The sequence below is a fragment of the Bacillus sp. RE35 genome, from assembly GCF_052146655.1.
GTDB classification, from domain to species: Bacteria; Bacillota; Bacilli; order Bacillales; family Bacillaceae_G; genus Bacillus_A; species Bacillus_A cereus.
In genome coordinates, this window is sequence record NZ_CP197377.1 from 1,830,807 (window position 1) to 1,854,881 (window position 24,075).

The window sequence follows — 24,075 nt, forward strand, 5'->3', positions numbered from 1 at the left end:
TTATGATAGAGCGGAGTGTATCTTAACTTATTATGTTTTAAATTTTGCTGACCAAGGCAATACTGAGCCATAGTGAATGTAAAGTTGGAGGGCGAGCGTATATGTTTGATGAAGATGGGATTGTTTTAATTATGGAACCAACTGATGAAAGAAACTTGAGGAGATTTATTTTTTCAGTGCCAAAGTCAGTGTATGAAAAGAAGGGGCTTACATTACACTATGGAACAGCTATAGGACAAGGATATATGGATATAATTGAAGATATTATAAGCGTACATATAGAAATAGATGTTGTAACGATAATAGGGCATGTAAGAGGATAAATAGCTATTTGAAAAAGGTTATAAACAATTTAGCTAGAAGTTATGTATAGAGAAAATTACAGACAATGATAAAGACGAAGGGAGTCTAAAATGAAAATAAAATCAATTTTATTAGTATTTATAGTTTCAATTGGTTTAATGGGATGTTCAATAGTGGAAGAAGGAAAGAACTCCATAGATTATGCTCAAAAGGCGACAGACTATGTAAATGAAATAAGTGCATTTGCAAATGATGCACCAGCATTAGCAGAAAAGGCCGTTAATGATAGCGAGGCTCGAAAAGAATTAGAAACGAAGCTTAGTGAAATTAAACAAGATATACCCGCATTCAATGAATTAACGCCACCTGATGTAGCAAAGGATATTCATCAACAAATCGTCGGATATAACGAAAAGTTAAATACGTTAATTGATACGGCGATGACAAAGATAGAAGAAGGAAAAGTGGATGTAGAGCAATTTAAAAACTCTGAGCTTATGCAGACGGTAGATCAAGTTCGAGATTTGAAAGATAAAGTGCAAAATTTAGGTCAATAGTAAAAAGCTCCGTTTGTGATAAACGGAGCTTTTTACTATTGGATACAATAAACGATTACACCAACGATAATAATCATGTTGCCGATGAGTTTACGTTTCGTTATTTTTTCTCCTAGGAAATACCAACCAAAAATTAATATGATGATATAACTTAAGGATTCTAATGCTGATGCTTGTTTTAATGCCATGCCCTTCATGGCGATAACATTTAATCCGGCGTTAATTACAAATAAAGAGTAGCCGATAATAACATAAGGATTCACATATTCTTTTATTCTAGAATCGTATTGTTGCAAAGTAGCTTTTTTTAATAATATTTGTGAGTAATTAGCTAAAATTATCCCGAAAATAAATAATAACATATAACTATTCATCTTTTGTCACCACCACAATCCCGACGATAATAATAGCTGCACCAAGTAAATGATTCCACTGAATAGTATCTCCAAATAGAAATACTGACCAAAGCATTGACCACAGTATAATAATTCCGCGATGTGAATATGCTTTTGAAATTTCGAAATGTTTAATTACTTGTTGCCATAAAATTGCATATCCGAATAAAAGTATAACTAGTCCGAAATAAGCAACAAAAAATGAGATGGAAGCAATGGGGAATTTAGCTGCCCATTTCATGTAAACCATAATGATAGAATATATCAAAAAAGCTACATGTAAAAATACGTAATTTTTAATAGTTGGTTTCATTTATTCACTCTCTTTTGCATATAAATATATATTTATACCTAATTTTTCTAATGATATATATTGGAACGTATTTTGTTTAATCTTTCACATTCCAAATTATATAGTATCATGGCTTTTATTGTAAAACAATAGAAGCTATGCATTCATTTTTTCCAAGGTTCTACAATATGTATCGTTTTATTTGTTGCATCCAACTCTACTTGAACACCGATAGGCATGGTAATCATGGGATGTGTATGACAACAATCGAAGTCAGCTAGAAAAGGAATTCTTTGATTTTGAAGTACTTCTAATAGTATTTCAAAAGGTTTTCGATTTGTACCACAATCATCAAATTGCTCATGTTTTCCAAGAATGATACCTGAAATTTTATCGAATACACCGTTAATTTTAAGTAATGAAAAGCTTCTTTCAATAGTAGCTGCATCTTTTGAACTGTCCTCAATGAAGAGAATGTCGCCTTCTTGAATATGTGGCATATAGGGGCTACCCCAAATTCCTTGTATCGTGTTTAAATTCCCGCCAATAATACGCCCAGTAGCTTTTCCATCAATTACTGAAATCCAATCGTTTGGTCGAAGTTCTTTCTCCTTTGTCTTTTCTTCCCAATTAATAAATTCATCTGACCAAAATAATGGTTGTTTTATATGATAAGGAAGAGAATGATCATGTAGTAAAGTTTCAGCAAAATATTTGTATGTGCAATCAACAAAAGGTTCAAATTCGCCAAAGGAAGGGACGAGAGCTGGTCCATAAAATGTAGGGATTCCTGTTTTGGTGTAAATTGCTAGTAATAAAGCAGTTGCATCTGAATATCCAATCATTATTTTAGGGTTCTTTAGAAAAGCATCATAATCAATATAAGGTAATATTGAATTTGAATTCATCCCACCAATTGTTGACATAATACAAGAAATATTAGGATTTCTTATTAAGACATTTAGCTCCTCGGCCCGCTCTTGTATACTACCAGAACGATAAAAATCATATCGACCTGTTAATGAACCTTCTAATATATGAAACCCTTTCTGTTGTAAGTAAGATTTTGCTCGTTCAAATCTCTTTGGTGAAGTGTAGGTTACTGGTGAAGAAGGGGAGTAAATCCCAACTGTGTCTCCGTATTTTAATGATTTTGGAAGTAGCATTTGTATGAATCCCTTCTATTAAATAGTTTATCTCGCTATTTGACGGGTAGCCTGATTGGTGGGGCTGATTAAAGTTTCGCTTTATTTACGAGATTTTATTATTAAATTTTCTTACGTTTCAATATTGTAAGTTTAACATAAATAAATTAAAATAATCATTGCTGTACTATGAATAAATATACCTTTTACCTTGACTGTATAAAGGAATTGTTGATAAGGTTAAATGTGAGTGTATAAAAGGTTTGCTAAAGGAGTTTTGAAATGAATCGGTTAAAATGGGGAAGGATGACAGTCCTATTAGTCATTATTTTAGGGATATGTTGGTTCTTATTCCAAGGAAATCAAAAGAGCATAGCGAATGTAGAGGGACAACCTTTGCAAGTGGCAGAACTACCTAAAGCAGGATTTACTGAAAAAGTAGTCCCGCCAAAGTACATCCCACCAGAAATTAACGCAAAAGCAGCTATGATTATCGATGCGAGTGATGGAGATATTATTTATCAATATAATGAAAATGAAGCTTTTGCACCGGCTAGTATGTCTAAGATGATGACAGCGTATCTCTTACTAGAGAGTATACATAACGGGAAAGTTCGCTGGGAAGATCCAGTAAAAATGAGTGCGAAGGCGGCACAAACAGAGGGAGCGAGAATCCCAGTACAAGTTAATGATACATTAACTGTTAAAGATTTATATCATGCATTAATGATTGAGTCAGCTAATAATTCAGCTGTGGCTTTAGCAGAACATATGGCAAAATCGGAGAAAGATTTCGTTCAGCTTATGGATGCAAAAGCGAAACAGTTAAAAATGTCGGAACATGCTAAATTTGCAAATGCTTCTGGATTACAAGAGCCAGATGGAAGTGAAACAAAAATGACGGCTGCTGATGTAGCGCAATTGGCATATCATCTTATAAAAGATTATCCGGAAATATTAGAAGTGACTCACTTACGCCAAAGTCAGCTAGCATTTAATAATATTAATGTTATAAGCACAAACGACATGTTAAATAAAAATAATAAAAGTTTATATATAGAAGGAATGGACGGACTAAAGACTGGATTTACAGATAGTGCAGGATACTGTTTTACTGGGACTGCAAAGCAAGGTGATAATCGAATTATTACAGTGGTCATGGGGACATCAAGTAAAACAAAACGTTTTACAGAGACAAATAAGTTAATGTCGTATGCATTTGGATTAGTTAATTAAGTAAGTAAAATACGAATCTAGATCGCTACATAAGTAAGACTGTTTGTTGTTACTAATTTTAGATAACAACAAACAGTCTTTTTATTTTTATTTTTATTTTTATTTTAAAAAGGAAAAAGCTTCTAAATACAAGTGTTATCATTTGAGTTTATTTGTTGCTGTGATATTATAAAGTTATAAGCTTATTAATAATAAGTTTGAGGGGCGTAATATGATATATACATATGAAATAGCCTCAATTGAAAATTGGAGGGAATTATGATGGCAAAAGATTTTTACTCAGCAATTGAAGACAGAAGATCTATTTATGCAATTAGTAAAGAGCAAGTAGTTTCTGATGAGAAAATTCAAGAAGTGATTTATCATGCTGTAAAACATACACCTTCAGCTTTTAATTCTCAAAGTGCTCGCGTTGTTGTTTTATTAGGAGAACAACATGATAAATTATGGGATATTACGAAAGAAACGTTACGAAAAATTGTACCTGAAAATAACTTTGCACCTACTGAAGAAAAAATGAATGCATTTAAAAGTGGTTATGGAACGGTTTTATATTTTGAAGACAGTGAAGTAGTGGAAAGCCTTCAAGCAAACTTTGCATTATATAAAGATAATTTCCCAACTTGGTCTCAGCAATCATCAGGAATGTTACAATTTGCAATTTGGACAGCTTTAGAAATTGAAGGGTTTGGTGCTACGTTACAGCATTACAATCCGCTAATTGATGAAGAAGTGAGAAAAGAGTGGGATGTTCCAGAGAATTGGAAACTTATTGCGCAAATGCCATTTGGTAAACCGGTAGTACATGCTGGTGAAAAAGAATTCCAACCGCTAGAGGACCGTGTGAAAATTTATAAATAATTTAAAAAGGTGAACAGGAATATAACCTGTTCACCTTTTTTTATACGTAATAAGGGTTTTTTTGTCCGGCATTTTTCATCTGATTTTTTAATTCGTTTTTACGTGTTTCAATAGCTGATACTTTTTGTAATGTTATCATTGAAACGAATTGAATAAAAGCATAGTATAGCTCTATGTTTTTTTGTATTGGATCATCTATTATATTTCTCACAAATATGCCTCCTCTTTTTATTCCAATAAAACTCCGCATTAATGGGCAGCCCGAGTGGTGAGGGTTAATAATTAGCGGAGGATGTATAAAACCCTTCCTGATTAAAGTTTCATTTTATAAGGGAATGAAACTTTAATCAATTCGCTAAAATTCTTGTTTATTAAGATATGTATATAATACTATAAATATCCTATAAATTCCATTATAAGAAAAAGAGAACAGTTGATATAGTGTGTGTTTTCTTTAAAGGAGAAATGGCTTTTGTGAAATAAATCTTACAATTCGTCAAATTATTTCAAAATTGTAGATAGTATAGAAATTTAGTTTTCTAAAAATATTATACTATTGATAAATAGAGTGATTTTTGTCATGATGAAAGTATACTTCATGTAAGGAGCTTTATAAGGAAATACATACTTGAGTTTGTATTAGGTTAATAGAATTTTTTATAATAGATAGAAAAGGGATATTTTATATTAAAATATTAAATGGAATGTCGAATTTTCATGCGATATATAAGAAATTTGAAAAAACCATTGCAAAAACACTGTGTTTAATGATAAAGTTCACATGAAGTTCACACGGATTTCACTTTGTTCATTTAAAATGAACTCTGTGTGAAAAATAAAACTCTTGCTAAAAAATGGAACTGGATGAATATTTTACTTTGATAATATTGTAAAGTATTAAAGTTTTAGTTTTTTTTAAGAGGATAGTAGGGAAAGGAAGTAAAGACAACTTATGAAAAAAGTAATTGCAGGTTTAGCAGCAGCTTCTGTAGCTGGCGTTGCAGTTCCAGGAATGGATTCTGCTCATGCACAAGTTTCAAATGAAGCGCTAAAAGAAATTAATGGACAAACTCAAACTCAAACTCAAACGACTGTAACTGAAACAAAAACTGTAGAAACAACTTCTGAATTAAAATACACAGTAACTGCTGATGTATTAAATGTTCGTTCAGGTGCTGGTACAGGACATAACGTTATTTCTAAAGTAAAATCAGGCCAAGTGCTACAAGTAGTTGGACAAGAAAATGGTTGGTTCAAAGTAAACGTAAATGGTCAAACAGGTTATGTAAGTGGTGACTTCGTAACGACTGGTGGCAAAACAGGAACGACTGTTCAACAAGGAACAGGTACTTACACAGTAAACGTTTCTTCACTTAACGTACGTACAGGCCCAAGTACATCTCATACAGTATTAGGTTCTGTAAACAAAGGTAAAACAGTACAAGTTGTAGGTGAAGTACAAGATTGGTTTAAAATCAACTTCAATGGTGGAACTGGATACGTAAGCAAAGACTTCGTAACAAAAGGTGGTTCTGCTGTATCTAACGAAACACAACAACCAACTACAAACAACAATACTACAACAGTTCAAACTGGTGGTTCTTATGTTGTTAACACTGGTGCTTTAAAAGTACGTACAGGCCCAGCTACATACAACGCTGTAATCGGTGGAGTAACAAATGGTAAAGTATTAAACGTTACTGGTGCTGAAAATGGTTGGTACAAAATTAACCATAACGGCCGCACAGGTTACGTAAGTGCAGACTTCGTTAAGTTTGTAAAAGGCGGAGTAAACAACGTTACAAATAACAATAATGTTACAAATAACGTTCAACAACCAGGTAAAGACGTACAAAAACCAACAACAGGTGGAGATACATCTTCAATCGCTGGATTCGCTAGATCTTTAAATGGTTCACCATACAGAACTGCTGGTACAACACCTGCTGGTTTTGACTGCAGTGGATTCATTCACTACGTATTAAATCAAACTGGTCATAAAGGCGCTCGTCAAACAGTTGCTGGATACTGGAGCTCTAAAACAAAAACTAGCAATCCACAACCAGGTGATTTAGTATACTTCCAAAATACTTATAAATCAGGTCCTTCTCACATGGGTGTTTACTTAGGAAACGGTCAGTTCATTAGTGCAGAAACAGATGCAACTGGTGTACGTATTAGTTCTGTAAGTAACTCTTACTGGAGCAAGCACCTATTAGGTTACACAAAAGCATACTAAGAAAAAGTAGTTTTATATACTTTTCGTATAGAGAAAAGGCTTTCCAAGGAAACTTGGGAAGCCTTTTTATAGTTGAATAAATTGGAAGTTTAATAGTTTTTATTTTAACTTTCCATTTAAAAATCGATCATATAAGTCATGGAAATAGTTAGGACGAAATAAGTTCGCTGCATGTCCCGCTAACGGTATTTCCTTATATAGAACGTTAGGCAAAATAGATTTCAAATCAAATAGACAAGATTTATAGAGATGATCATGCTCTCCCATTACCCATAGTATAGGGTGAGGAAGTGATTTTAATTTAGATTTTAAATCGAATTCTAACCGATGTCGTAATGACTGGGCAATTATGGATGAATGTAATTGTAATCCGAAACGGTAGTAAATATTTCTTGAAATGACTGCGAACGGATTTGCTTTTAATATACCGCTTGGAAAAATAGTATTTGCGTATTGAGAGAGCCATTTAGAGTATTCATCTCCTCGCTTCTCCCAAAAATTTTGAAATACATTATATAAACGAGAAGGGTTATTGTAATGTCCTCCAATATGACAAATACTTAATACTTTTTCTGGATGCATTTGTGCAAAAATTGTAGAGATGTAACAGCCGTAACTTAGCGCACAAATATGTGCTTTTTTAATACCTTCTTGTTCATATAAGTTTAATAATTGATCTACGAGGCGCTGTAATGAAAAGTCGATTGCTTCTCCTTTATCATCACCGTGACCTAATAAGTCATAAGTTATAATGTTGTAGGAGGCAGAAAATCGTTTTTGCTCTTTTTTGAAGGCACGACGATTGCCAACTAATCCATGAATAAAAATAATTGTTTCCTTTTCAGAATGTATATTTGTTTGCAAAAAGGATACTCCTTTCACTAACTGGAGATTTATATCGTGTTTTAAATTATTTATCTATAATTTACATAGAATAATATTAAGTACCAGGTAATAATATCAGATGTTTATATCTGTTGTAAAGATGAGTTTTTATGTATATTTTGTAAAAATAGAAAAAGTGTGTTTACATTCAGTTTACATTTGTATCGTATTCTAATTTTAGAAAGAACAGTTTTGTTTAACATGAGGAGATGAACAGGAATGGAAGTTAGAAATGAAATAAAGAAAAAAGGGAGTTGGAGGCAGTTTTTACGCCTTATTCAAGATACAAATCCTCCGAAAGGAATTTTAGTTTTTGCGTTGTTAATGAGTTTGCTTTCTACGGGAGCGAGTTTATTTATTCCTATGCTGACAAAAGGATTAGTAGATAATTTTTCGCTTTCTTCAATTAGTGTAGGACAAATTGTTGGGTTAATTGCTTTCTTTGTAATGCAAACTATTGCGGCAGGGTTGTCTATATATTTACTAAATTATATTGGGCAGAAGATTGTAGCGGGACTAAGAGAACGTTTGTGGAAAAAGGTACTTATCTTGCCGGTATCTTATTACGATCAAAATAGAACAGGTGATACGATTAGCCGTATGACGAATGATACAGGTGTTGTGAAAACGTTAATTTCTGAGCATTTGTCAAACTTATTAACAGGTGGTATTTCAATTGTTGGATCGTTAATTGTATTATTTGTTTTAGATTGGAAAATGACTGCGTTACTTTTAACGGTTATTCCGTTGTCTGTGTTAATTTTAGTTCCACTTGGACGAAAAATGTATAAGATTTCAAAAGCGCTTCAAGATGAAACTGCATCTTTTACAAGTGTGTTAACGCAAGTGTTATCAGAAATTCGTTTAGTGAAATCTTCAAATACAGAAAAGAAAGAATATGAAACGGGTAATACAGGTATACAAAAGTTATTACAATTTGGTTTGAAAGAAGGAAAAGTGCAAGCATTAATTTCGCCAGTTATGTCGTTTGTTTTAATGGCACTACTTGTTATTATCGTAGGGTATGGCGGGATGCGAGTTTCTAGCGGTGCATTAACAACCGGTGAACTTGTAGCGTTTATTTTGTATTTAGTTCAAATTGTAATGCCAATGAGTCAATTATCTATGTTCTTTACACAATTCCAAAAGGCAATTGGTGCAACGGAAAGAATTAGTACGATTTTAGAATATGAAGTAGAAGATCATGAAACTGGTGTGAAAGTGACAAATGCTAAGCAACCGATCGTTCTTGAAAATGTACATTTTGAGTATAACGAAGAAGAGCAAGTTTTGAAAAATATTGATTTCACAATTGAATCTGGAAAAGTGACAGCAATTGTAGGACCAAGTGGTAGTGGGAAAACAACGTTATTCTCATTACTGGAACGTTTTTATGAGCCAACTAGTGGTGCCATTAAATTAGGAAAAGAATTAATTACGAGTTATTCATTAGAGTCATGGCGACGTCAAATCGGTTACGTATCACAAGATAGTCCGTTAATTGATGGAACGATTCGTGATAATATTTGTTACGGCGTTGAGGGCGAAGTAACAGATGAAGAAATTGAAAAAGTAGCAGCAATGGCATATGTTGATGCATTTATTCATGACTTACCAAACGGTTATGCAACAGAAGTTGGAGAACGCGGTGTGAAGCTTTCTGGGGGACAAAGACAGCGAATTGCCATTGCCCGAGCGTTGCTTCGAAATCCGCAAATTCTTATGCTAGATGAGGCGACTTCAAGCTTAGATAGTAAATCTGAGTCTGTCGTTCAAAAAGCGTTAAATAACTTAATGAAAGGCAGAACAACGTTAGTGATTGCGCATAGACTTTCTACTGTTGTAGATGCAGATAAAATTGTCTTTATTGAAAAAGGGAATCTTACAGGTAGTGGTACGCATGATGAATTATTACAGACGCATGATATGTATCGTGAGTTTGCAACGCAACAATTGAAAATTAAAGAGGGTGCATTATAAAATGAATCATCAGCGGGAAGTTTACTCCACTGATGATTCATTTTTAAAAAATATATTAGATGCTAAGTAGAAAGGAAATGGTTCCTTTGATACCTAAAATTTTAATAGTAGATGACGATCCACACATTAGAGAACTCGTTTCGGTATTTTTAGAACGAGAAGGTTTTCAAACATATGAGGCAATTGATGGAGTAGATGCACTTCAGAAAATGGATGACGTAAAAGTCGATATGGTTATTCTTGATATCATGATGCCAAATATGGATGGATTTGATGTATGTTTTGAATTAAGAAAATACTATGATATCCCGGTTCTGATGCTAACTGCCAAAGGGGAAACATCACAAAAAGTAAAAGGATTTCACCTTGGGACAGATGATTATCTTGTAAAACCATTTGACCCTATAGAATTAGTAGTGAGAGTAAAGGCATTATTGAAACGTTACCAAATTACAGTTTCCCAATCGATTCAAGTTGGAAATGTATTATTAAATCGTAAAACATTCGAAGTTACATCTGGAGAACAAACGGTTACATTACCGTTAAAAGAATTTGAGCTGCTCTTTACTTTAGGGTCTAAATCGGGAAGAACTTGTTCGAGAGAGCAATTAATTGAAGAAATATGGGGATATGATTTTGAAGGTAATGAACGTACACTAGACGTTCATATTAATCGGTTACGTGAGAAGTTTCAAGAAGAGCAGTCGAAATTTAGTATTAAAACAATAAGAGGATTAGGGTATCGCTTAGAGGTAAGTAAATGAGAAAAAGAAAACGAATGAGTAAGTTGAAGATGCTGAAAGTATTTGGAGCGGTATTAGCGCTCTTTTCTTTTCTTACTATAATTTGGTCTATCGCATTTTATGTAGCAACTAGTATATTGAATGCTTTTGACGTAAACGTATCGCCGTTTGTTGCTTTTCTAATTAGTGATATGGTCGGTTTTGTCTTTATTATTCTTATTTGGACATTGATTGGAATATTAATGAGACCAAAACGAGAGGCGATGATTTGGACTATTATTGAACCGATACAAAAAATTGCAAAAGGAGACTTCTCCGTAAAAATAAGAAATGAAGAAAAGTATGATGGTGAAATTGGCGTGCTCGTAAAAAGTATAAATGATATGACAGATGAACTGAATACGATGGAGAAAATGAGACAAGAGTTTGTATCGAATGTTTCTCATGAAATACAGTCACCGTTAACTTCTATAAAAGGATTTGCTAGAGCACTACAAGACGATAATCTTTCTGAGGAAAAAAGAAAGCATTATCTTACCATTATTGAAACTGAAACAACGAGATTATCTAAACTAAGTCAAAATTTACTAAAGCTAACTCTTTTAGAATCAGAAGAGTATACACCAGAAAGAGTGAGCTATCGATTAGATCAACAATTAAAGCAAATTGTGTTAAATAGTGAACCACTCTGGGCTGAAAAAGAAATTGAGTTAGAACTAGATTTAGAAAAAGTATATGTTATTGCTGACCAAGAAAGTATGAGTCAAGTGTGGATTAATTTAATTCATAATAGTATTAAATTTACTCCAAGCGGTGGTACGATTACTATTCAGTTAAAGGAACATGAGACAGTAGTGGAAGTGCGTATCCGTGATTCAGGAATTGGTATATCAGAAGAACAGAAACAACATATTTTTGAGCGTTTTTATAAAGCGGATTCTTCACGAAATCGTGCCTATGGAGGAAGTGGCTTAGGTTTAGCTATTGTAAAGAAAGTACTCGACCTTCATCAAGGAGAGATAAAAGTGGAGAGTGAGGAAGGAAAAGGTACTGAATTTATTGTGCGTATGCCGAATCATGAAGAGAAATAGTGTTAGAAGGAGAACCTTCTAACACTATTTCTCTTTAAAAATGCATTTACCGTTACTGCAATTATATTGAAAAGCTTTTCCTTCGCTTTTCATACTCATACACTCCCCTATGCTGGATTTGTTTTTATTTTACATGAATAATGGTAAAAAAATGAAACTTATAAATAAAAACTTTCTATAGTTACCTACAAGTAACCTACGCACATGAAAGTGCATCATTGCCTTTTTACATAAACATAGATACAATTTTAATATAATACATAACTGAGATGATTAAGGAGTGTTATACTTGGCAGAATTATTACAAGGTAAAAATGCTTTAATTACAGGAGCAGGTAGAGGGATTGGTCGCGCTGTAGCAATCGCATTAGCGAAAGAAGGCGTAAATGTAGGCTTATTAGCTCGTTCAGAAGAAAACTTAAAAGCTGTAGCAAAAGAAGTAGAAGCAGAAGGTGTAAAAGCTGTTATTGCAACTGCTGATGTTTCTTCATATGAAGAAGTAACAACTGCGATTGAAACGTTAAAAAATGGTTTAGGATCTATCGATATTTTAATTAATAACGCTGGTATTTCTAAATTCGGTAAGTTTTTAGAACTAGACGTTGCTGATTGGGAAAAAATCATTCAAGTAAACTTAATGGGTGTATACTATGCAACTCGTGCAGCTTTACCGAGCATGATTGAACAACAATCTGGTGATATCATTAACATTTCATCTACAGCAGGACAAAAAGGTGCACCTGTAACAAGTGCATATAGTGCTTCTAAATTTGGTGTCCTTGGCTTAACAGAATCGTTAGCGATGGAAGTTCGCAAACATAACATTCGTGTAACAGCTTTAACTCCAAGTACAGTAGCAACTGATATGGCTGTAGATTTAGGATTAACTGATGGAAACCCTGATAAAGTAATGCAAGCAGAAGATATTGCAGAATTTATCGTAGCGCAGCTGAAATTAAATAAACGTACATTTATTAAATCTGCTGGGCTTTGGTCTACTAATCCATAGGAATTAAATTTAACTTTAAAAGAAGGGATATCTATTCTGTAAGGGGTAGATGTCCTTTCTTTATTTTTTGTATTCGAGACAGAATTTTCGGTATAATTAAAAGTGAATGGTAGAAAGCATTGGGAAATTGAAAGGGATGGCAGTTGTAAAAGAGTGATGTAAGGAGGAACAAGGGATGAAAAAGAAGTTTCAAAAATTATAACATGTATCGTGTATAACGAGATTAGCTCGTGGACCTCCAATATACATAACACTATATTATATATTAAAAAATTGGAGGATATAAATAGATGAGAACTGAAAAAGAAATGTTAGACGTAATTATAAATATAGCAAAAGAGGATGAAAGAATTCGAGCAGTTATCATGAATGGATCGCGTGTAAATCCAAATGTGAAAAGAGATTGTTTTCAAGACTATGATATTATGTATGTTGTAAATGATATACAATCTTTTACGTCTAATCATAATTGGGTTCATAGATTTGGAGAAATAATGATAGTACAAATGCCAGAAGAAATGTCGTTAGTTCAACCAGATGAAGATGGGAAGTTTCCATATTTAATGCAGTTCATGGATGGGAATCGGATTGATTTAACGCTAGTTCCAGTTGAGTTAATAAAAAAGTTCGTTGGACAAGATAGTTTAAGTAAACTGCTTCTTGATAAAGATAATTGTATAGAAGGATTCCCGCCAGCAAGCGATAAGGATTACTTAATAAAAAAGCCTACAGAAAAAGAGTTTTTGGATTGCTGTAATGAATTTTGGTGGTGTAGTACAAATGTGGCAAAAGGGGTATGGAGAGAGGAACTTTCTTATGCAAAAGGAATGCTTGAAGGACCAGTGCGAGATATGTTCATCGTAATGCTAGAATGGCATATTGGTATGAAAACAGACTTTACAGTTAATACAGGGAAGTTTGGAAAGCATTTCGAGCAATATATTGAAGAAGATATGTGGGAGCAATTTAAAAGGACATTTTCTAATGCTGAATATGAAAACATATGGGAGTCATTCTTTGTCATGAGTGATTTATTTAGGGAAGTGGCGAACGAAATCGCTAACACGTATGAATATCAATATCCGCAAGAAGATGATGATAAAGTGACGAACTATTTAAAACATGTGAAAGCTTTGCCAAAAGATAGTACATCAATTTATTAATAATATAAAGTAGTAAGGCTGTCCTAATTAAGGACAGTCTTATTTTTGTTTATGAATAACAATTTCTCTAACAAAGTGCAGATGAATCACATATGAAAATTTAGGGAGGTTTTTTATCATGTATTATTTTTATTCGCCAGAAATGTTTGCTCCATATCAATGGGGACTAGAACGAGATGTTTCGTATGCTTATATGCCATATAACTCATTTTATTATGGAGATTATATAAGCGCATTGCCATACGCATATATCCCTCAAAGCTATGAAGTACAAATGAAAGCAGATGATCGTGGATCGTGGACACCATTTACATGGGTTGAAAAATATGCGTACGCATTTTCAGGACCGTATAATAAAGCGGAAGTAGCTCTTACATTTGATGATGGACCAGATTCAGAATTCACGCCAAAAATATTAGATAAGTTAAAACAACATAATGTAAAAGCTACTTTTTTCTTACTTGGTGAAAACGCAGAAAAATTTCCGAATGTAGTAAAGCGTATTGCAAATGAAGGGCATGTAATTGGTAATCATACGTACAGTCATCCGAATTTAGCGAAAGTAAATGACGCTGAGTACCGTAATCAAATTATAAAAACGGAAGAAATATTAAAACGTTTAGCCGGCTATGCCCCTAAATTTATACGTCCACCGTATGGTGAAATACTTGAAAATCAATTGAATTGGGCAACTGAGCAAAATTTTATGATTGTACAGTGGAGTGTTGATACAGTTGATTGGAAAGGTGTAAGTGCCGATACGATTACAAATAATGTGTTAGGGAATTCATTTCCAGGTAGTGTCATACTGCAGCATTCTACTCCAGGTGGGCATTTACAAGGATCTGTTGATGCACTAGACAAAATCATTCCGCAGTTAAAAACGAAAGGGGCACGTTTTGTAACACTTCCAAGTATGTTCCAGACATCAAAAGAAAGAAAGTGAATGTGTTATAAATTGGAAAAATAAGGGTTGTGTCGTATAATGAAAGTGTAAGTTAGGGGGGGATATAATTGATTGATGCACTAGTAAACATAGGAATAAGCATATTGATTGGTATTATTTTTATACTTGCGGCAATTATTCTTCAAAAAAATCCACCGACCGATATTAATGCGGCATATGGTTATCGTACGAAACGATCTATGAAAAATAAGGAATTATGGGATGCGGGTAACAGGTATAGTGCAGAAGTGATGAAGCAAAACGGATTTATCATGATGTTAATTGGAAGTGTTATTAGTATACTGTTTAGATATCCACATACAATAATAGTGATTATAGTGGTTATGCTGTTATTAATGATTCGTTTATTTATACAAGTAGAGAGTAGATTAAAAATCCTTGAACAATAATAAAAAATAGGACTCTACGCAATATTATGCTAGGAGTCCTATTTTATTTATAAACTATTATTTTTTAATAATTCTTTTCCTTGCTCTATAACAAATTCATAGTATGCAAGATCATACGGATAAATATCTTCAAATGTTATCGTAATCGGTGTATTGTTTAAGACTGAAATAGTCGTTAAAGATGAAATCTCTCCTTTTAATAGTTGTAGAAAAGAAGTTGCATGTACTTTCATCACATCGTCTACTTCTTCACCTGGTGCGAATGGAAGTGGATTGATGACGTTGTGAAAATACATATGACAAAACTCGCGATCAGTAAGATTTGAAATTTCATAATCTATTTTAAAGATTCCCTTGTATGTTAAATCATTAGTTTGAAAGGAAAGCCCTAATTCTTCCTCAATTTCACGAAGACCACCAATTTGTACATCTTCATCATGCATAATATGTCCAGCTGAAGTAATATCCCATATACATGGAGCTTCTTTTTTATTTTTAGAGCGTAATTGGAAATATAAAAACATATCTTCATTATCTTTTTCTACAAACCAGCAATGAAATGTTTCGTGCCAATCGCCGTCACGATGCACTTCATCACGTAATTTCTTCCCAAGTGTATTTCTTTCAGGATCAAATATTGTTAACCACTCTGTCATTTTAATTCCCCTTTCCTCAAATTTTATTATACAATATTTGTATTGAATTTTGGGAAAATAAAGAAAAAGGAGTGGTTATAAGTGGGGATAGAGCGTACGGAAATAAAATCGATTATTTCAACAGAGGAAGAGTTACGGAAAATATTGGGGCAACCAAGTGAGCGAGCGTTGAAAAAAGTCATTTCATCATTAGACCACCATTGCGTAGATTTTCTTTCTAAATCTCCTTTTCTAGTATTATCCACTGGAAATAAGTTGGGGGAGTGTGACGCCTCGCCGCGAGGAGATGCACCTGGATTTGTATACGTACTCAATAATAATAAAATTATCATTCCAGAAAGACCAGGAAATCGTCGTATAGACTCCATTTTGAATATTATTTCAAATCCACGTGTAGGACTAATCTTTTTTATTCCAGGTCTTGGGGAGACACTCAGAATAAATGGCCGAGCGTATATTACAAACGACGAAGAAATTTTGAAAGAAATGCAGGCGAATGGACGCAATCCGTTGCTTGGAATTGTTGTTGAAATAGAAGAGTGTTATATTCATTGTGCAAAAGCGTTTATTCGTTCTAAGATGTGGGATCCAGAATCTTGGTTAAATAAAAAAGAGTTACCATCAGCAGCAAAAATGTTGCTGGAGCATGCGAAAGTGAATACTTCAGAAGAAGATGTTGCACGTTCTTTAGAAGAAAGTTATACAAAAAGATTGTATTAAAAATTTTATTAATATAGTTTTGTAGAGCGGATATGTACGGTTTTTAGAATGGGGAATTTATCCCACATTAACGGGCAGTAAGACCCCTACCTCAAAATTCAGCGAAAACAAAGAAGTCAGGTGGGGATCAACTGCCCGTAAAAGCCCGATTGGTGAAGGCTAATAATCAGTGGGGATGAACAAAATCCCCACTGATTAAAGTTTCACTTTATATATGAACCGTTGATTTATAAACTGGAGAAATAACAAAATAGGTAAATTGAGTGGCGGTTGCATAATGATATTGTGAAATATAATAAAAAAAATTCTTGAAAATAGTTAGTAAAAATAGGCTTGCTTTTTAAAAAGTTGATAACTATAATGAATTAACAAATAGACATGAACGAAAAAGTAACGATAAGGACAAGAAATCATTTTTACGGTTTACAGAGAGGGAAGCCAAGGGTGTGAGCTTCCTAACACGAGAAATGATTTTACCACCTTTGAACTTCAATAGTGAACGAGTAATCTAGTAATTATTGACGGTATCAGCCGTTATCTGAACTTGAGCAATCTAGGGAGAAATACGTCTAGATTGGAACAAGGGTGGAACCACGAAAACACATTCGTCCCTTTCCTAGGGATGAGTGTGTTTTTTTACGGATTTAGAGATTGAAAATTTAAAATAATTTAAAAATAGTATTGATTTTGTTTTTTATGCGAGTATAATGAGTTAACAAATAAACATGAACGAAAAAGTAACGATAAGGACAAGAAATCATTTTTACGGTTTACAGAGAGGGAAGCCAAGGGTGTGAGCTTCCTAACACGAGAAATGATTTTACCACCTTTGAACTTCAATAGTGAACGAGTAATCTAGTAATTATTGACGGTATCAGCCGTTATCTGAACTTGAGCAATCTAGGGAGAAATACGTCTAGATTGGAACAAGGGTGGAACCACGAAAACACATTCGTCCCTTTCCTAGGGATGGGTGTGTTTTTTTTATTACTTTGAAGGGAGGTGCGGTAACATGAAACGATTTATAAGTACGGAAATAACCACCACCTGCATGACAAAAAAGCAGAATAAGGTGATTTATAGGTGTAACAATTAAACTTTTAGGAGGAGATTAGAAGATGAATAACGTTATAAATGTTGGAGTATTAGGTTTAGGTACGGTCGGAAGTGGTGTTGTTCATATTTTGAAAGAACATTATAAAAAAATCGCTCTTGATACAGGATACGAAGTGAAAGTGAAAACAGTCGTTGTACGTGATTTGGAAAAAGAACGCGATGTTTGTATTGACGGGATTGCAGTAACAAGTCATGCAGATGAAGTTCTAAATGATTCGAATATTGATATTGTAGTAGAGGTAATGGGCGGAATTGAAGAAGCGAAGCAGCATATTGTTAAGGCTTTACGAAATAAGAAACATGTCGTGACAGCAAATAAAGATTTAATGGCTGTATACGGTGCAGAGCTTCTTCAACTGGCGAACGATAATGATTGTGATTTATGTTATGAAGCGAGCGTAGCAGGCGGTATTCCAGTGTTAAGAGGACTAACTGACGGGCTAGCATCAGATCAAATTGAAAAAATAATGGGAATTGTAAATGGTACAACAAATTATATGTTAACAAAAATGAGTCAAAATGGATGGTCTTATGAAGAGGCTTTACAGGAAGCACAAAAATTAGGCTTTGCAGAATCGGATCCGACAGCAGATGTAGATGGACTAGATGCGGCAAGAAAAGTAGCAATTCTTGCAAACTTAGGTTTTTCGATGAATGTTTCATTAGATGATGTGCAAGTAAGAGGGATTCGAAAGGTCGAAAAAGAAGATTTACAAATGGCTGAAAAGTTAGGATTTACTATGAAGTTAATTGGTAAGGCTGAAAAACAAGGACCAGCCATTCATTTAAGTGTAGAACCGACGCTTTTACCGAGCCAGCATCCATTATCAAATGTGAATAATGAATTTAATGCGGTGTATGTTCATGGCCAAGCGGTAGGAGAAGTGATGTTTTATGGACCCGGAGCTGGGAAGTTACCGACTGGTTCTGCTGTAGTAAGTGATATTATTTCCATCGTTAAAAATATGAATCAAGTTCCGAAAAATAAAAGTGCGTTAAAAGAACCAGTTCCTTATGAATTACAAGGTGATGAAGAAGTAGTTTCGAAATATTTCTTACGCATTTCATTACGAGATGAGCCTGGGATGTTACAAAAAATAACAGAATGTTTCGTTAATTATTCTGTAAGTTTAAAAGAGGTTATTCAATTACCTTTAAACCGTGAACTGGCAGAAGTCGTTGTTGTGACACATCGAACTTCCAAGTATCAATTTGAACGAGTTTTAGGAGCGATAGAAGCTGTCGCAAGTGAAATAAACAGTTACTACATTATTGAGGAGGAAAAACAATATGTATAAAGGACTATTAAAACAGTATGCTTCTTATTTACCGGTGAATGAAAATACACCTGATGTCAGCTTAATGGAAGGAAACACACCACTTATTCCATTATTAAACATATCAAAACAATTAGGGATTCAGCTATACGGTAAGTACGAAGGAGCGAATCCGACAGGTTCTTTTAAAGATCGTGGTATGGTCATGGCAGTTGCTAAGGCGAAAGAAGAAGGTTCAGAAGCAATCATTTGTGCATCAACAGGTAATACATCAGCATCAGCTGCAGCATATGCGGCACGTCTTGGGATGAAATGTATTATCGTAATACCAGAAGGAAAGATTGCACATGGAAAATTAGCGCAAGCGGTCGCTTATGGAGCTGAAATTATTTCAATAGAAGGGAATTTCGATGATGCACTTAAGGCTGTAAGAAATATTGCTGCAGAAGAGCCGATTACGTTAGTAAATTCAGTGAATCCTTATCGAATTGAAGGGCAAAAAACGGCAGCATTTGAAATTTGTGACCAATTGCAAAATGCACCAGATGTTCTAGCTATCCCTGTTGGGAACGCAGGGAATATTACAGCATATTGGAAAGGGTTCTGTGAATATGAGAAAGAAAAAGGTTATAAGAAGCCAAGAATTCATGGTTTTGAAGCAGAAGGAGCAGCTGCAATTGTAAAAGGGCATGTAATTGAAGAACCTGAAACAATTGCAACAGCGATTCGCATCGGTAACCCAGCAAGTTGGTCGTATGCAGTAGAGGCTGCCGAGCAGTCTTGTGGTGAAATAGATATGGTATCAGATGAAGAAATTTTACATGCGTATAGGTTATTAGCAAAAACTGAAGGAGTTTTCGCTGAACCAGGATCAAATGCTTCATTAGCTGGCGTAATTAAACATGTTAAATCTGGAAAAATCAAAAAGGGAGAAACAGTTGTTGCAGTATTAACTGGAAATGGTTTGAAGGATCCTGATATCGCTATTTCTTCAAATCAACTAGACATCGCAAGTTTGTCAAATGATATAGAACAGATTAAAGATCATATTAAAGGGGTGATTATGTCGTGATACCATTAAGTGTTCGTGTCCCTGCTAGTACGGCAAATGTTGGTCCTGGATTTGATTCAGTTGGAATAGCTTTGTCATTGTATTTAGATGTGGTGGTTAAAGAAAAAGCTGATAAATGGCAAGTAATCCATTCCTTTGAAGAATCAATTCCGACAGACGATAAAAATTTAATCGTTAGCACGGCATGTAAAGTCTGTCCTTCTATATCACCCCATATAATAGAAGTTACTAGTAATATCCCATTAACAAGAGGGCTAGGAAGTAGTGCATCAGCGATTGTAGCTGGGATAGAACTTGCGAATCAACTAGGCAATTTGAACTTAACTGCTGATCAAAAAGTTCAAATTGCTACAAATTTTGAAGGACATCCTGATAATGTTGCTGCTTCTATATTAGGTGGAACTGTAATCGGAGCACTTGATGGAAAGGATATTTCCGTCGTAAGAATTGAGAGCAAGGAATTAGGTGTAGTTTCTCTCATTCCGAATGAAGAATTAAATACAGATGAAAGTCGATCTGTATTACCAAAGATGTTTCCGTTTCATGAGGCAGTTAAAGCTAGTGCGATAAGTAACGTATTAGTAGCTGCATTATGTCAAAAGCGGTGGGAAGTTGTAGGTGAAATGATGGAGAGAGACCATTTTCACGAACCATATCGTTTAGAACTCGTACCGTTATTACCATCTATTCGTAAATGCGCAAAAGAATTTGGTGCGTACGGTACAGCACTTAGCGGTGCGGGACCATCTATTTTTATATTAACGCCATATGAGAAACGTCAAGAAATCGCTGAGCAATTAGCGAGAGTATTTACAGATATGAAAGTATGTGAGCTTGAAATCGACCATAAAGGTATTATTGTAAATAAGGAAGAGCATATTGGATCGTAAAGAAAGCTGGCATGGCTAGCTTTCTTTACGTTGCAAACCTATTTTAAATTAGGTTTTTTTCGGAAAAAAATATAAAACAAATGTTGATTTTGAATAATGTAAGTAAAGAGTGCATTCATTTTGGAGGTGATTAAATGAATAAAGAGTCACCAGAAGAAAAAAGAGAGCGTATGAGACAAAGTGAATTAAAAAGTAATCCTACGGGTTCTTTACATGACGGACTCAATAGAGCGGAAACAGGTAGTCCAGTTGATATAGCAGGCGGTATGAATTGGAAAGGCACAGGAATAATCATTTTAGTACTATTTTTAGGATACATTGTATACACTTATTTTTTCAGTTGAAGAATGCTTGTTAAAATTTTGATTTGTTTAGTTTCATAATTATTGAGAAAAAAACGCAGTTACTGTATTACATATCTTCTAAGCAAGTTATAGTTGTTCATATCAACTTTTAATACTCCAAATAGAGCTAGCAAAATGCTAGCTCTATTATTTTTTGCCACATTCCTGTAACAAACCACCTGTATATTCATTGGTGGAGGTGCAGAGGATGAAAAAAATGATAGCGATATGTCTTCTAACAACTATGCCATTTTCGACTTTAGTCGGTTGTGACGTAAAAGGTAGTAATGCTGTACAAGAGTCTAAAATAAAGAAATCGACGTATAAAGATTTTACTTATGATGTAAATCCAGAAACATTCACATTAACTGTAGAACATGAGGGGGTAAAGGAACAGGCATCACGACCCCTACCGAAAATGAAGGTATCGAATGTAAAAAAAGAAAAGGATCGTACATCGTGGGAATATCCAGATCAAAAAGTAAAAATAAAATTAGAAAAGAAAAAAGACCACTTAAACATTGAAGTGGAATCGACTGGTGCAGAAAGCTTTACATGGCCGAAAGTAGAAGCTGAAAATTATACACTTCCGTTATGGGAGGGTAAGCAAATTCCGAGCAATGATGAGAATTGGAAGAAGTTTTTAAAGGATGATGCATATTCATTTGCTGAATCATTTTCTATGAAGTTTTTCGCATTAAATGGTTCGAAATATTCAATTGTATATATTGCAAACAATATGTTTAATAATGAATTGAAGTTTCATTCGGATCCGAAAATAGGATTTGATTTTACACATGAATTTCCGAGCATAAATAAAAATAAAACATATGGATTTCAATTATATGTGACAAATAATGATGCGGTAAGCATTGCTAAACTGTATAAGGATGATATTGTTCGAAAAGGTGAATTTAAAACATTACAAGAAAAGGCTAGAAAAAATAAAGAAATCGAAAAGTTATATGGAGCGGCGCATTTTTATTTTTGGAATCAAAATGGTCTATCAGAAAATAATATAAATTGGCCAAAACTAAGGGAGCAAATAAATAGCCCGCTGTTTAGTCATATAAAAGAACTTATTCAAAAGAATAGTTCAGAGCCTGGGGAACTGAATGTATTAGATCAAGTAAGTAAACAAGATTTCATTGATAAGTATCAAAAAAATGTTATTTTACGTTATATAAACGAAGTATTATCCATGAAGGAATTTTATAAAGAGGATATTTTTCAAAACGTTGATCAGGAAGCTAGTGTGCTATTAAAGAAAGGTGTAGGTCACTTAACGAACACAGAATTGTATAGCTTAAATAAGCATTTATTAAAGTCGCTACTTGGTGATGCGGTTGAAGAGGTAAGTAAATGGGGTAATGCAGATGGAACGGACATACTAAAGGAAATGAAAGAGGTAGGAATAGAAAAAGCGTGGATTGGTCTGCCGAACTGGGAACAAGGATTTATGCAACCTAATTTCGTGACAAAAGCGAAGGAAATGGGGTATTTAGTTGGTCCGTATGATTCATATCATTCCATTCACGAAAAAAGTGATAAAAATTGGAACACAGCATCCTTTAATGACCCATCATTATATGAAGAGGCTACTGTAACGAAGAAAAACGGAGAAAAGGTGCAAGGCTTTTTAGGCAGAGGTCGCAAGTTAAACCCGACTTTATCGCTGCCTAGTGTAAAGGAACGCATGAATGATATATTACAAAATGGTCCTAAATATAATTCATGGTTTATTGATTGTGATGCGACAGGTGAAATTTACGATGACTATTCAGCGAAACATATAACGACACAAGAGCAAGATTTAAAAGCACGTTTAAAACGAATGGACTACATTGCGCAAGAAAAGGGTATGGTCGTTGGTTCTGAAGGTGGAAATGATTTTGCTAGTAGTACGATTGCATTTGCACACGGAATTGAAACACCTGTTATTAAATGGGACGATGAAGATATGCGGAAAAATAAAACAAGTCCGTATTATGTCGGTGGATATTGGTCACCAAATCAAAATGTTCCCGAAAAATATGCAAAACAAGTACCATTGAAAGAAGAATATAAACAAGTGTATTTAAACCCAGTATATTCGGTACCATTATATAAATTAGTATACAATGATTCCGTTATTACAACGCACCATTGGGAATGGGGAAGTTTAAAGGTAAAAGATGAAGTTGGAAATCGAATGCTGTCTGAATTATTGTATAATGTTCCTCCGTTGTACCATTTAGATGAAGTAGAGTGGAATAAGCATAAAAAAGAAATTACAGAGCATCTAAAAGTTTGGAATGAAGTTCATGAAAAAGCAGTAAAAGAAGAGATGACGAATTTTGCGTATTTGTCAGAAGATAAGCTAGTACAATTTGTTTCTTATGGAAAAAATATTAAAATCATTGTGAACTTCTCAAATGAAGACATGGAAGTAGAAAAAACGAAAATAAAAGCAAAGTCGGCTTTTATTGATAATCAGGGGAAGAAAAGCATGTATACGCCGTTTGAGAAATAATAACGTGAAATATACTGTATTCATAGAGGTTTTATCATTAGCTGGACTCTTTATTCATATCGTTTATCTGGAAAAAGATATCCTAATTTAAAATGAAAGAGTTAATGAATTTATAAATTTGCATGTTGCGAAGTGCTAAATTTTTGAAATTGGTAAATAGTGACTTGCCAAAAATAAGTACGAGAGTATAATGTGAAATGGAATACATATTGGGTTTTAGTAGTAACCTTACA

Annotated in this window: 24 protein-coding genes, 1 pseudogene and 2 other annotated features; of the genes and pseudogenes, 18 read left to right on the forward strand and 7 right to left on the reverse strand. The window is 34.0% G+C overall.

Annotated elements, in window-relative coordinates:
* The first annotated feature begins 101 nt into the window (after nt 1–101).
* Both ACTL4X_RS09535 and ACTL4X_RS09540 read left to right on the forward strand, forming a co-directional pair.
* A complete protein-coding gene (locus ACTL4X_RS09535; RefSeq protein ID WP_000459114.1) occupies nt 102–323 on the forward strand; it encodes a hypothetical protein in 222 nt (73 codons plus the stop codon).
* Between the two features lie 90 nt (nt 324–413).
* Entirely contained in the window at nt 414–860 is a 447-nt protein-coding gene (locus tag ACTL4X_RS09540) for a DUF6376 family protein (RefSeq protein WP_000695202.1), read from the forward strand.
* A 35-nt stretch (nt 861–895) separates the two neighbouring features.
* Here ACTL4X_RS09540 and ACTL4X_RS09545 read toward each other — a convergent pair whose 3' ends face one another.
* The 3 genes from ACTL4X_RS09545 to ACTL4X_RS09555 all read right to left on the reverse strand — a co-directional run bounded on the left by ACTL4X_RS09545 (nt 896) and on the right by ACTL4X_RS09555 (nt 2,713).
* A complete protein-coding gene (locus ACTL4X_RS09545; RefSeq protein ID WP_001089868.1) occupies nt 896–1,234 on the reverse strand; it encodes an EamA family transporter in 339 nt (112 codons plus the stop codon).
* Nucleotides 1,227–1,568, reverse strand: coding sequence for an EamA family transporter (locus tag ACTL4X_RS09550; protein ID WP_000805125.1), 342 nt, complete (start codon nt 1,566–1,568; stop codon nt 1,227–1,229). The genes ACTL4X_RS09545 and ACTL4X_RS09550 overlap by 8 nt, the downstream gene beginning before the upstream one ends.
* 143 nt (nt 1,569–1,711) lie before the next feature.
* Nucleotides 1,712–2,713, reverse strand: coding sequence for a S66 family peptidase (locus ACTL4X_RS09555; protein WP_000926333.1), 1,002 nt, complete (start codon nt 2,711–2,713; stop codon nt 1,712–1,714).
* Nucleotides 2,714–2,974: 261 nt separating this feature from the next.
* Here ACTL4X_RS09555 and ACTL4X_RS09560 point away from each other — a divergent pair, with 261 nt between their 5' ends.
* Entirely contained in the window at nt 2,975–3,928 is a 954-nt protein-coding gene (locus tag ACTL4X_RS09560) for a D-alanyl-D-alanine carboxypeptidase family protein (RefSeq protein ID WP_001080870.1), read from the forward strand.
* A gap of 258 nt (nt 3,929–4,186) precedes the next feature.
* Nucleotides 4,187–4,789 carry a nitroreductase family protein gene (locus ACTL4X_RS09565; protein WP_001987122.1) on the forward strand — a complete coding sequence of 201 codons (603 nt, stop codon included), beginning with the start codon at nt 4,187–4,189 and terminating at the stop codon, nt 4,787–4,789.
* A gap of 40 nt (nt 4,790–4,829) precedes the next feature.
* On the opposite strand, the gene ACTL4X_RS09570 is transcribed toward ACTL4X_RS09565, so the two are convergent.
* A complete protein-coding gene (locus ACTL4X_RS09570) occupies nt 4,830–5,000 on the reverse strand; it encodes a hypothetical protein (RefSeq protein WP_001244279.1) in 171 nt (56 codons plus the stop codon).
* Nucleotides 5,001–5,741: 741 nt separating this feature from the next.
* Between ACTL4X_RS09570 and entFM the strand changes: the two genes are divergently transcribed.
* Nucleotides 5,742–7,028, forward strand: coding sequence for an enterotoxin EntFM (gene entFM, locus ACTL4X_RS09575; RefSeq protein ID WP_000755513.1), 1,287 nt, complete (start codon nt 5,742–5,744; stop codon nt 7,026–7,028).
* 99 nt (nt 7,029–7,127) lie between these two features.
* Here entFM and ACTL4X_RS09580 read toward each other — a convergent pair whose 3' ends face one another.
* Nucleotides 7,128–7,892 carry an alpha/beta fold hydrolase gene (locus tag ACTL4X_RS09580; protein ID WP_001194306.1) on the reverse strand — a complete coding sequence of 255 codons (765 nt, stop codon included), beginning with the start codon at nt 7,890–7,892 and terminating at the stop codon, nt 7,128–7,130.
* A gap of 240 nt (nt 7,893–8,132) precedes the next feature.
* Between ACTL4X_RS09580 and ACTL4X_RS09585 the strand changes: the two genes are divergently transcribed.
* The 3 genes from ACTL4X_RS09585 to hitS all read left to right on the forward strand — a co-directional run bounded on the left by ACTL4X_RS09585 (nt 8,133) and on the right by hitS (nt 11,727).
* Nucleotides 8,133–9,893: an ABC transporter ATP-binding protein gene (locus ACTL4X_RS09585; RefSeq protein ID WP_000453869.1), complete on the forward strand. Its 1,761-nt coding sequence runs from the start codon at nt 8,133–8,135 to the stop codon at nt 9,891–9,893.
* Nucleotides 9,894–9,979: 86 nt separating this feature from the next.
* Complete coding sequence (gene hitR / locus ACTL4X_RS09590; RefSeq protein WP_000612414.1) at nt 9,980–10,657, forward strand: envelope stress response regulator transcription factor HitR; 678 nt, start codon at nt 9,980–9,982, stop codon at nt 10,655–10,657.
* Nucleotides 10,654–11,727 (forward strand): envelope stress sensor histidine kinase HitS, encoded by a 1,074-nt coding sequence (hitS, locus tag ACTL4X_RS09595; RefSeq protein WP_001231621.1) that lies wholly within the window; start codon nt 10,654–10,656, stop codon nt 11,725–11,727. Before hitR ends, hitS begins: the two co-directional genes overlap by 4 nt.
* 24 nt (nt 11,728–11,751) lie before the next feature.
* Here hitS and ACTL4X_RS09600 read toward each other — a convergent pair.
* Nucleotides 11,752–11,820 (reverse strand): annotated as a pseudogene (locus tag ACTL4X_RS09600) (DUF3139 domain-containing protein); the annotation flags it as partial.
* Nucleotides 11,821–12,016: 196 nt separating this feature from the next.
* Between ACTL4X_RS09600 and ACTL4X_RS09605 the strand changes: the two are divergent.
* The 4 genes from ACTL4X_RS09605 (at nt 12,017) to ACTL4X_RS09620 (ending at nt 15,255) form a co-directional block, all read left to right on the forward strand.
* On the forward strand, nt 12,017–12,736 hold the full coding sequence (locus ACTL4X_RS09605; RefSeq protein WP_000818985.1) for a 3-ketoacyl-ACP reductase: 720 nt from the start codon (nt 12,017–12,019) through the stop codon (nt 12,734–12,736).
* Between the two features lie 290 nt (nt 12,737–13,026).
* A complete protein-coding gene (locus tag ACTL4X_RS09610) occupies nt 13,027–13,899 on the forward strand; it encodes an aminoglycoside 6-adenylyltransferase (RefSeq protein ID WP_441395018.1) in 873 nt (290 codons plus the stop codon).
* Nucleotides 13,900–14,017: 118 nt separating this feature from the next.
* Nucleotides 14,018–14,845, forward strand: a complete 828-nt coding sequence (locus ACTL4X_RS09615) for a peptidoglycan-N-acetylglucosamine deacetylase (RefSeq protein WP_000291203.1) — start codon at nt 14,018–14,020, stop codon at nt 14,843–14,845.
* Between the two features lie 71 nt (nt 14,846–14,916).
* Nucleotides 14,917–15,255: an SdpI family protein gene (locus tag ACTL4X_RS09620; protein WP_025687792.1), complete on the forward strand. Its 339-nt coding sequence runs from the start codon at nt 14,917–14,919 to the stop codon at nt 15,253–15,255.
* A gap of 47 nt (nt 15,256–15,302) precedes the next feature.
* On the opposite strand, the gene ACTL4X_RS09625 is transcribed toward ACTL4X_RS09620, so the two are convergent.
* Nucleotides 15,303–15,911, reverse strand: coding sequence for an NUDIX hydrolase (locus ACTL4X_RS09625; RefSeq protein ID WP_000141352.1), 609 nt, complete (start codon nt 15,909–15,911; stop codon nt 15,303–15,305).
* Between the two features lie 81 nt (nt 15,912–15,992).
* Between ACTL4X_RS09625 and ACTL4X_RS09630 the strand changes: the two genes are divergently transcribed.
* The 6 genes from ACTL4X_RS09630 (at nt 15,993) to ACTL4X_RS09655 (ending at nt 23,842) form a co-directional block, all read left to right on the forward strand.
* Nucleotides 15,993–16,631 (forward strand): pyridoxamine 5'-phosphate oxidase family protein, encoded by a 639-nt coding sequence (locus tag ACTL4X_RS09630; protein WP_000510728.1) that lies wholly within the window; start codon nt 15,993–15,995, stop codon nt 16,629–16,631.
* 384 nt (nt 16,632–17,015) lie between these two features.
* Nucleotides 17,016–17,247, forward strand: a binding site (T-box leader).
* A gap of 115 nt (nt 17,248–17,362) precedes the next feature.
* Nucleotides 17,363–17,594 (forward strand) — a binding site (T-box leader).
* A gap of 155 nt (nt 17,595–17,749) precedes the next feature.
* Complete coding sequence (locus ACTL4X_RS09635; RefSeq protein WP_001066902.1) at nt 17,750–19,045, forward strand: homoserine dehydrogenase; 1,296 nt, start codon at nt 17,750–17,752, stop codon at nt 19,043–19,045.
* On the forward strand, nt 19,038–20,096 hold the full coding sequence (thrC, locus tag ACTL4X_RS09640; RefSeq protein WP_000276434.1) for a threonine synthase: 1,059 nt from the start codon (nt 19,038–19,040) through the stop codon (nt 20,094–20,096). The genes ACTL4X_RS09635 and thrC overlap by 8 nt, the downstream gene beginning before the upstream one ends.
* On the forward strand, nt 20,093–20,986 hold the full coding sequence (gene thrB, locus ACTL4X_RS09645; RefSeq protein WP_000612684.1) for a homoserine kinase: 894 nt from the start codon (nt 20,093–20,095) through the stop codon (nt 20,984–20,986). Before thrC ends, thrB begins: the two co-directional genes overlap by 4 nt.
* Before the next feature lie 134 nt (nt 20,987–21,120).
* A complete protein-coding gene (locus ACTL4X_RS09650) occupies nt 21,121–21,330 on the forward strand; it encodes a DUF6366 family protein (RefSeq protein WP_001031478.1) in 210 nt (69 codons plus the stop codon).
* 208 nt (nt 21,331–21,538) lie between these two features.
* The gene (locus tag ACTL4X_RS09655) at nt 21,539–23,842 is read left to right on the forward strand and encodes a glycoside hydrolase (RefSeq protein WP_071740410.1); all 2,304 of its coding nucleotides are present in this window, start codon (nt 21,539–21,541) and stop codon (nt 23,840–23,842) included.
* Nucleotides 23,843–24,075: the final 233 nt, after the last annotated feature.

Bases quoted from the DNA above. Each gene is read 5' to 3' on its own strand.
- ACTL4X_RS09535 (WP_000459114.1), top strand. From the start codon at position 102: ATGTTTGATGAAGATGGGATTGTTTTAATTATGGAACCAACTGATGAA.
- ACTL4X_RS09540 (WP_000695202.1), top strand. From the start codon at position 414: ATGAAAATAAAATCAATTTTATTAGTATTTATAGTTTCAATTGGTTTA.
- ACTL4X_RS09545 (WP_001089868.1), bottom strand. From the start codon at position 1,234: ATGAATAGTTATATGTTATTATTTATTTTCGGGATAATTTTAGCTAAT.
- ACTL4X_RS09550 (WP_000805125.1), bottom strand. From the start codon at position 1,568: ATGAAACCAACTATTAAAAATTACGTATTTTTACATGTAGCTTTTTTG.
- ACTL4X_RS09555 (WP_000926333.1), bottom strand. From the start codon at position 2,713: ATGCTACTTCCAAAATCATTAAAATACGGAGACACAGTTGGGATTTAC.
- ACTL4X_RS09560 (WP_001080870.1), top strand. From the start codon at position 2,975: ATGAATCGGTTAAAATGGGGAAGGATGACAGTCCTATTAGTCATTATT.
- ACTL4X_RS09565 (WP_001987122.1), top strand. From the start codon at position 4,187: ATGATGGCAAAAGATTTTTACTCAGCAATTGAAGACAGAAGATCTATT.
- entFM (WP_000755513.1), top strand. From the start codon at position 5,742: ATGAAAAAAGTAATTGCAGGTTTAGCAGCAGCTTCTGTAGCTGGCGTT.
- ACTL4X_RS09585 (WP_000453869.1), top strand. From the start codon at position 8,133: ATGGAAGTTAGAAATGAAATAAAGAAAAAAGGGAGTTGGAGGCAGTTT.
- hitS (WP_001231621.1), top strand. From the start codon at position 10,654: ATGAGAAAAAGAAAACGAATGAGTAAGTTGAAGATGCTGAAAGTATTT.
- ACTL4X_RS09610 (WP_441395018.1), top strand. From the start codon at position 13,027: ATGAGAACTGAAAAAGAAATGTTAGACGTAATTATAAATATAGCAAAA.
- ACTL4X_RS09615 (WP_000291203.1), top strand. From the start codon at position 14,018: ATGTATTATTTTTATTCGCCAGAAATGTTTGCTCCATATCAATGGGGA.
- ACTL4X_RS09625 (WP_000141352.1), bottom strand. From the start codon at position 15,911: ATGACAGAGTGGTTAACAATATTTGATCCTGAAAGAAATACACTTGGG.
- ACTL4X_RS09635 (WP_001066902.1), top strand. From the start codon at position 17,750: ATGAATAACGTTATAAATGTTGGAGTATTAGGTTTAGGTACGGTCGGA.
- thrC (WP_000276434.1), top strand. From the start codon at position 19,038: ATGTATAAAGGACTATTAAAACAGTATGCTTCTTATTTACCGGTGAAT.
- ACTL4X_RS09650 (WP_001031478.1), top strand. From the start codon at position 21,121: ATGAATAAAGAGTCACCAGAAGAAAAAAGAGAGCGTATGAGACAAAGT.
- ACTL4X_RS09655 (WP_071740410.1), top strand. From the start codon at position 21,539: ATGAAAAAAATGATAGCGATATGTCTTCTAACAACTATGCCATTTTCG.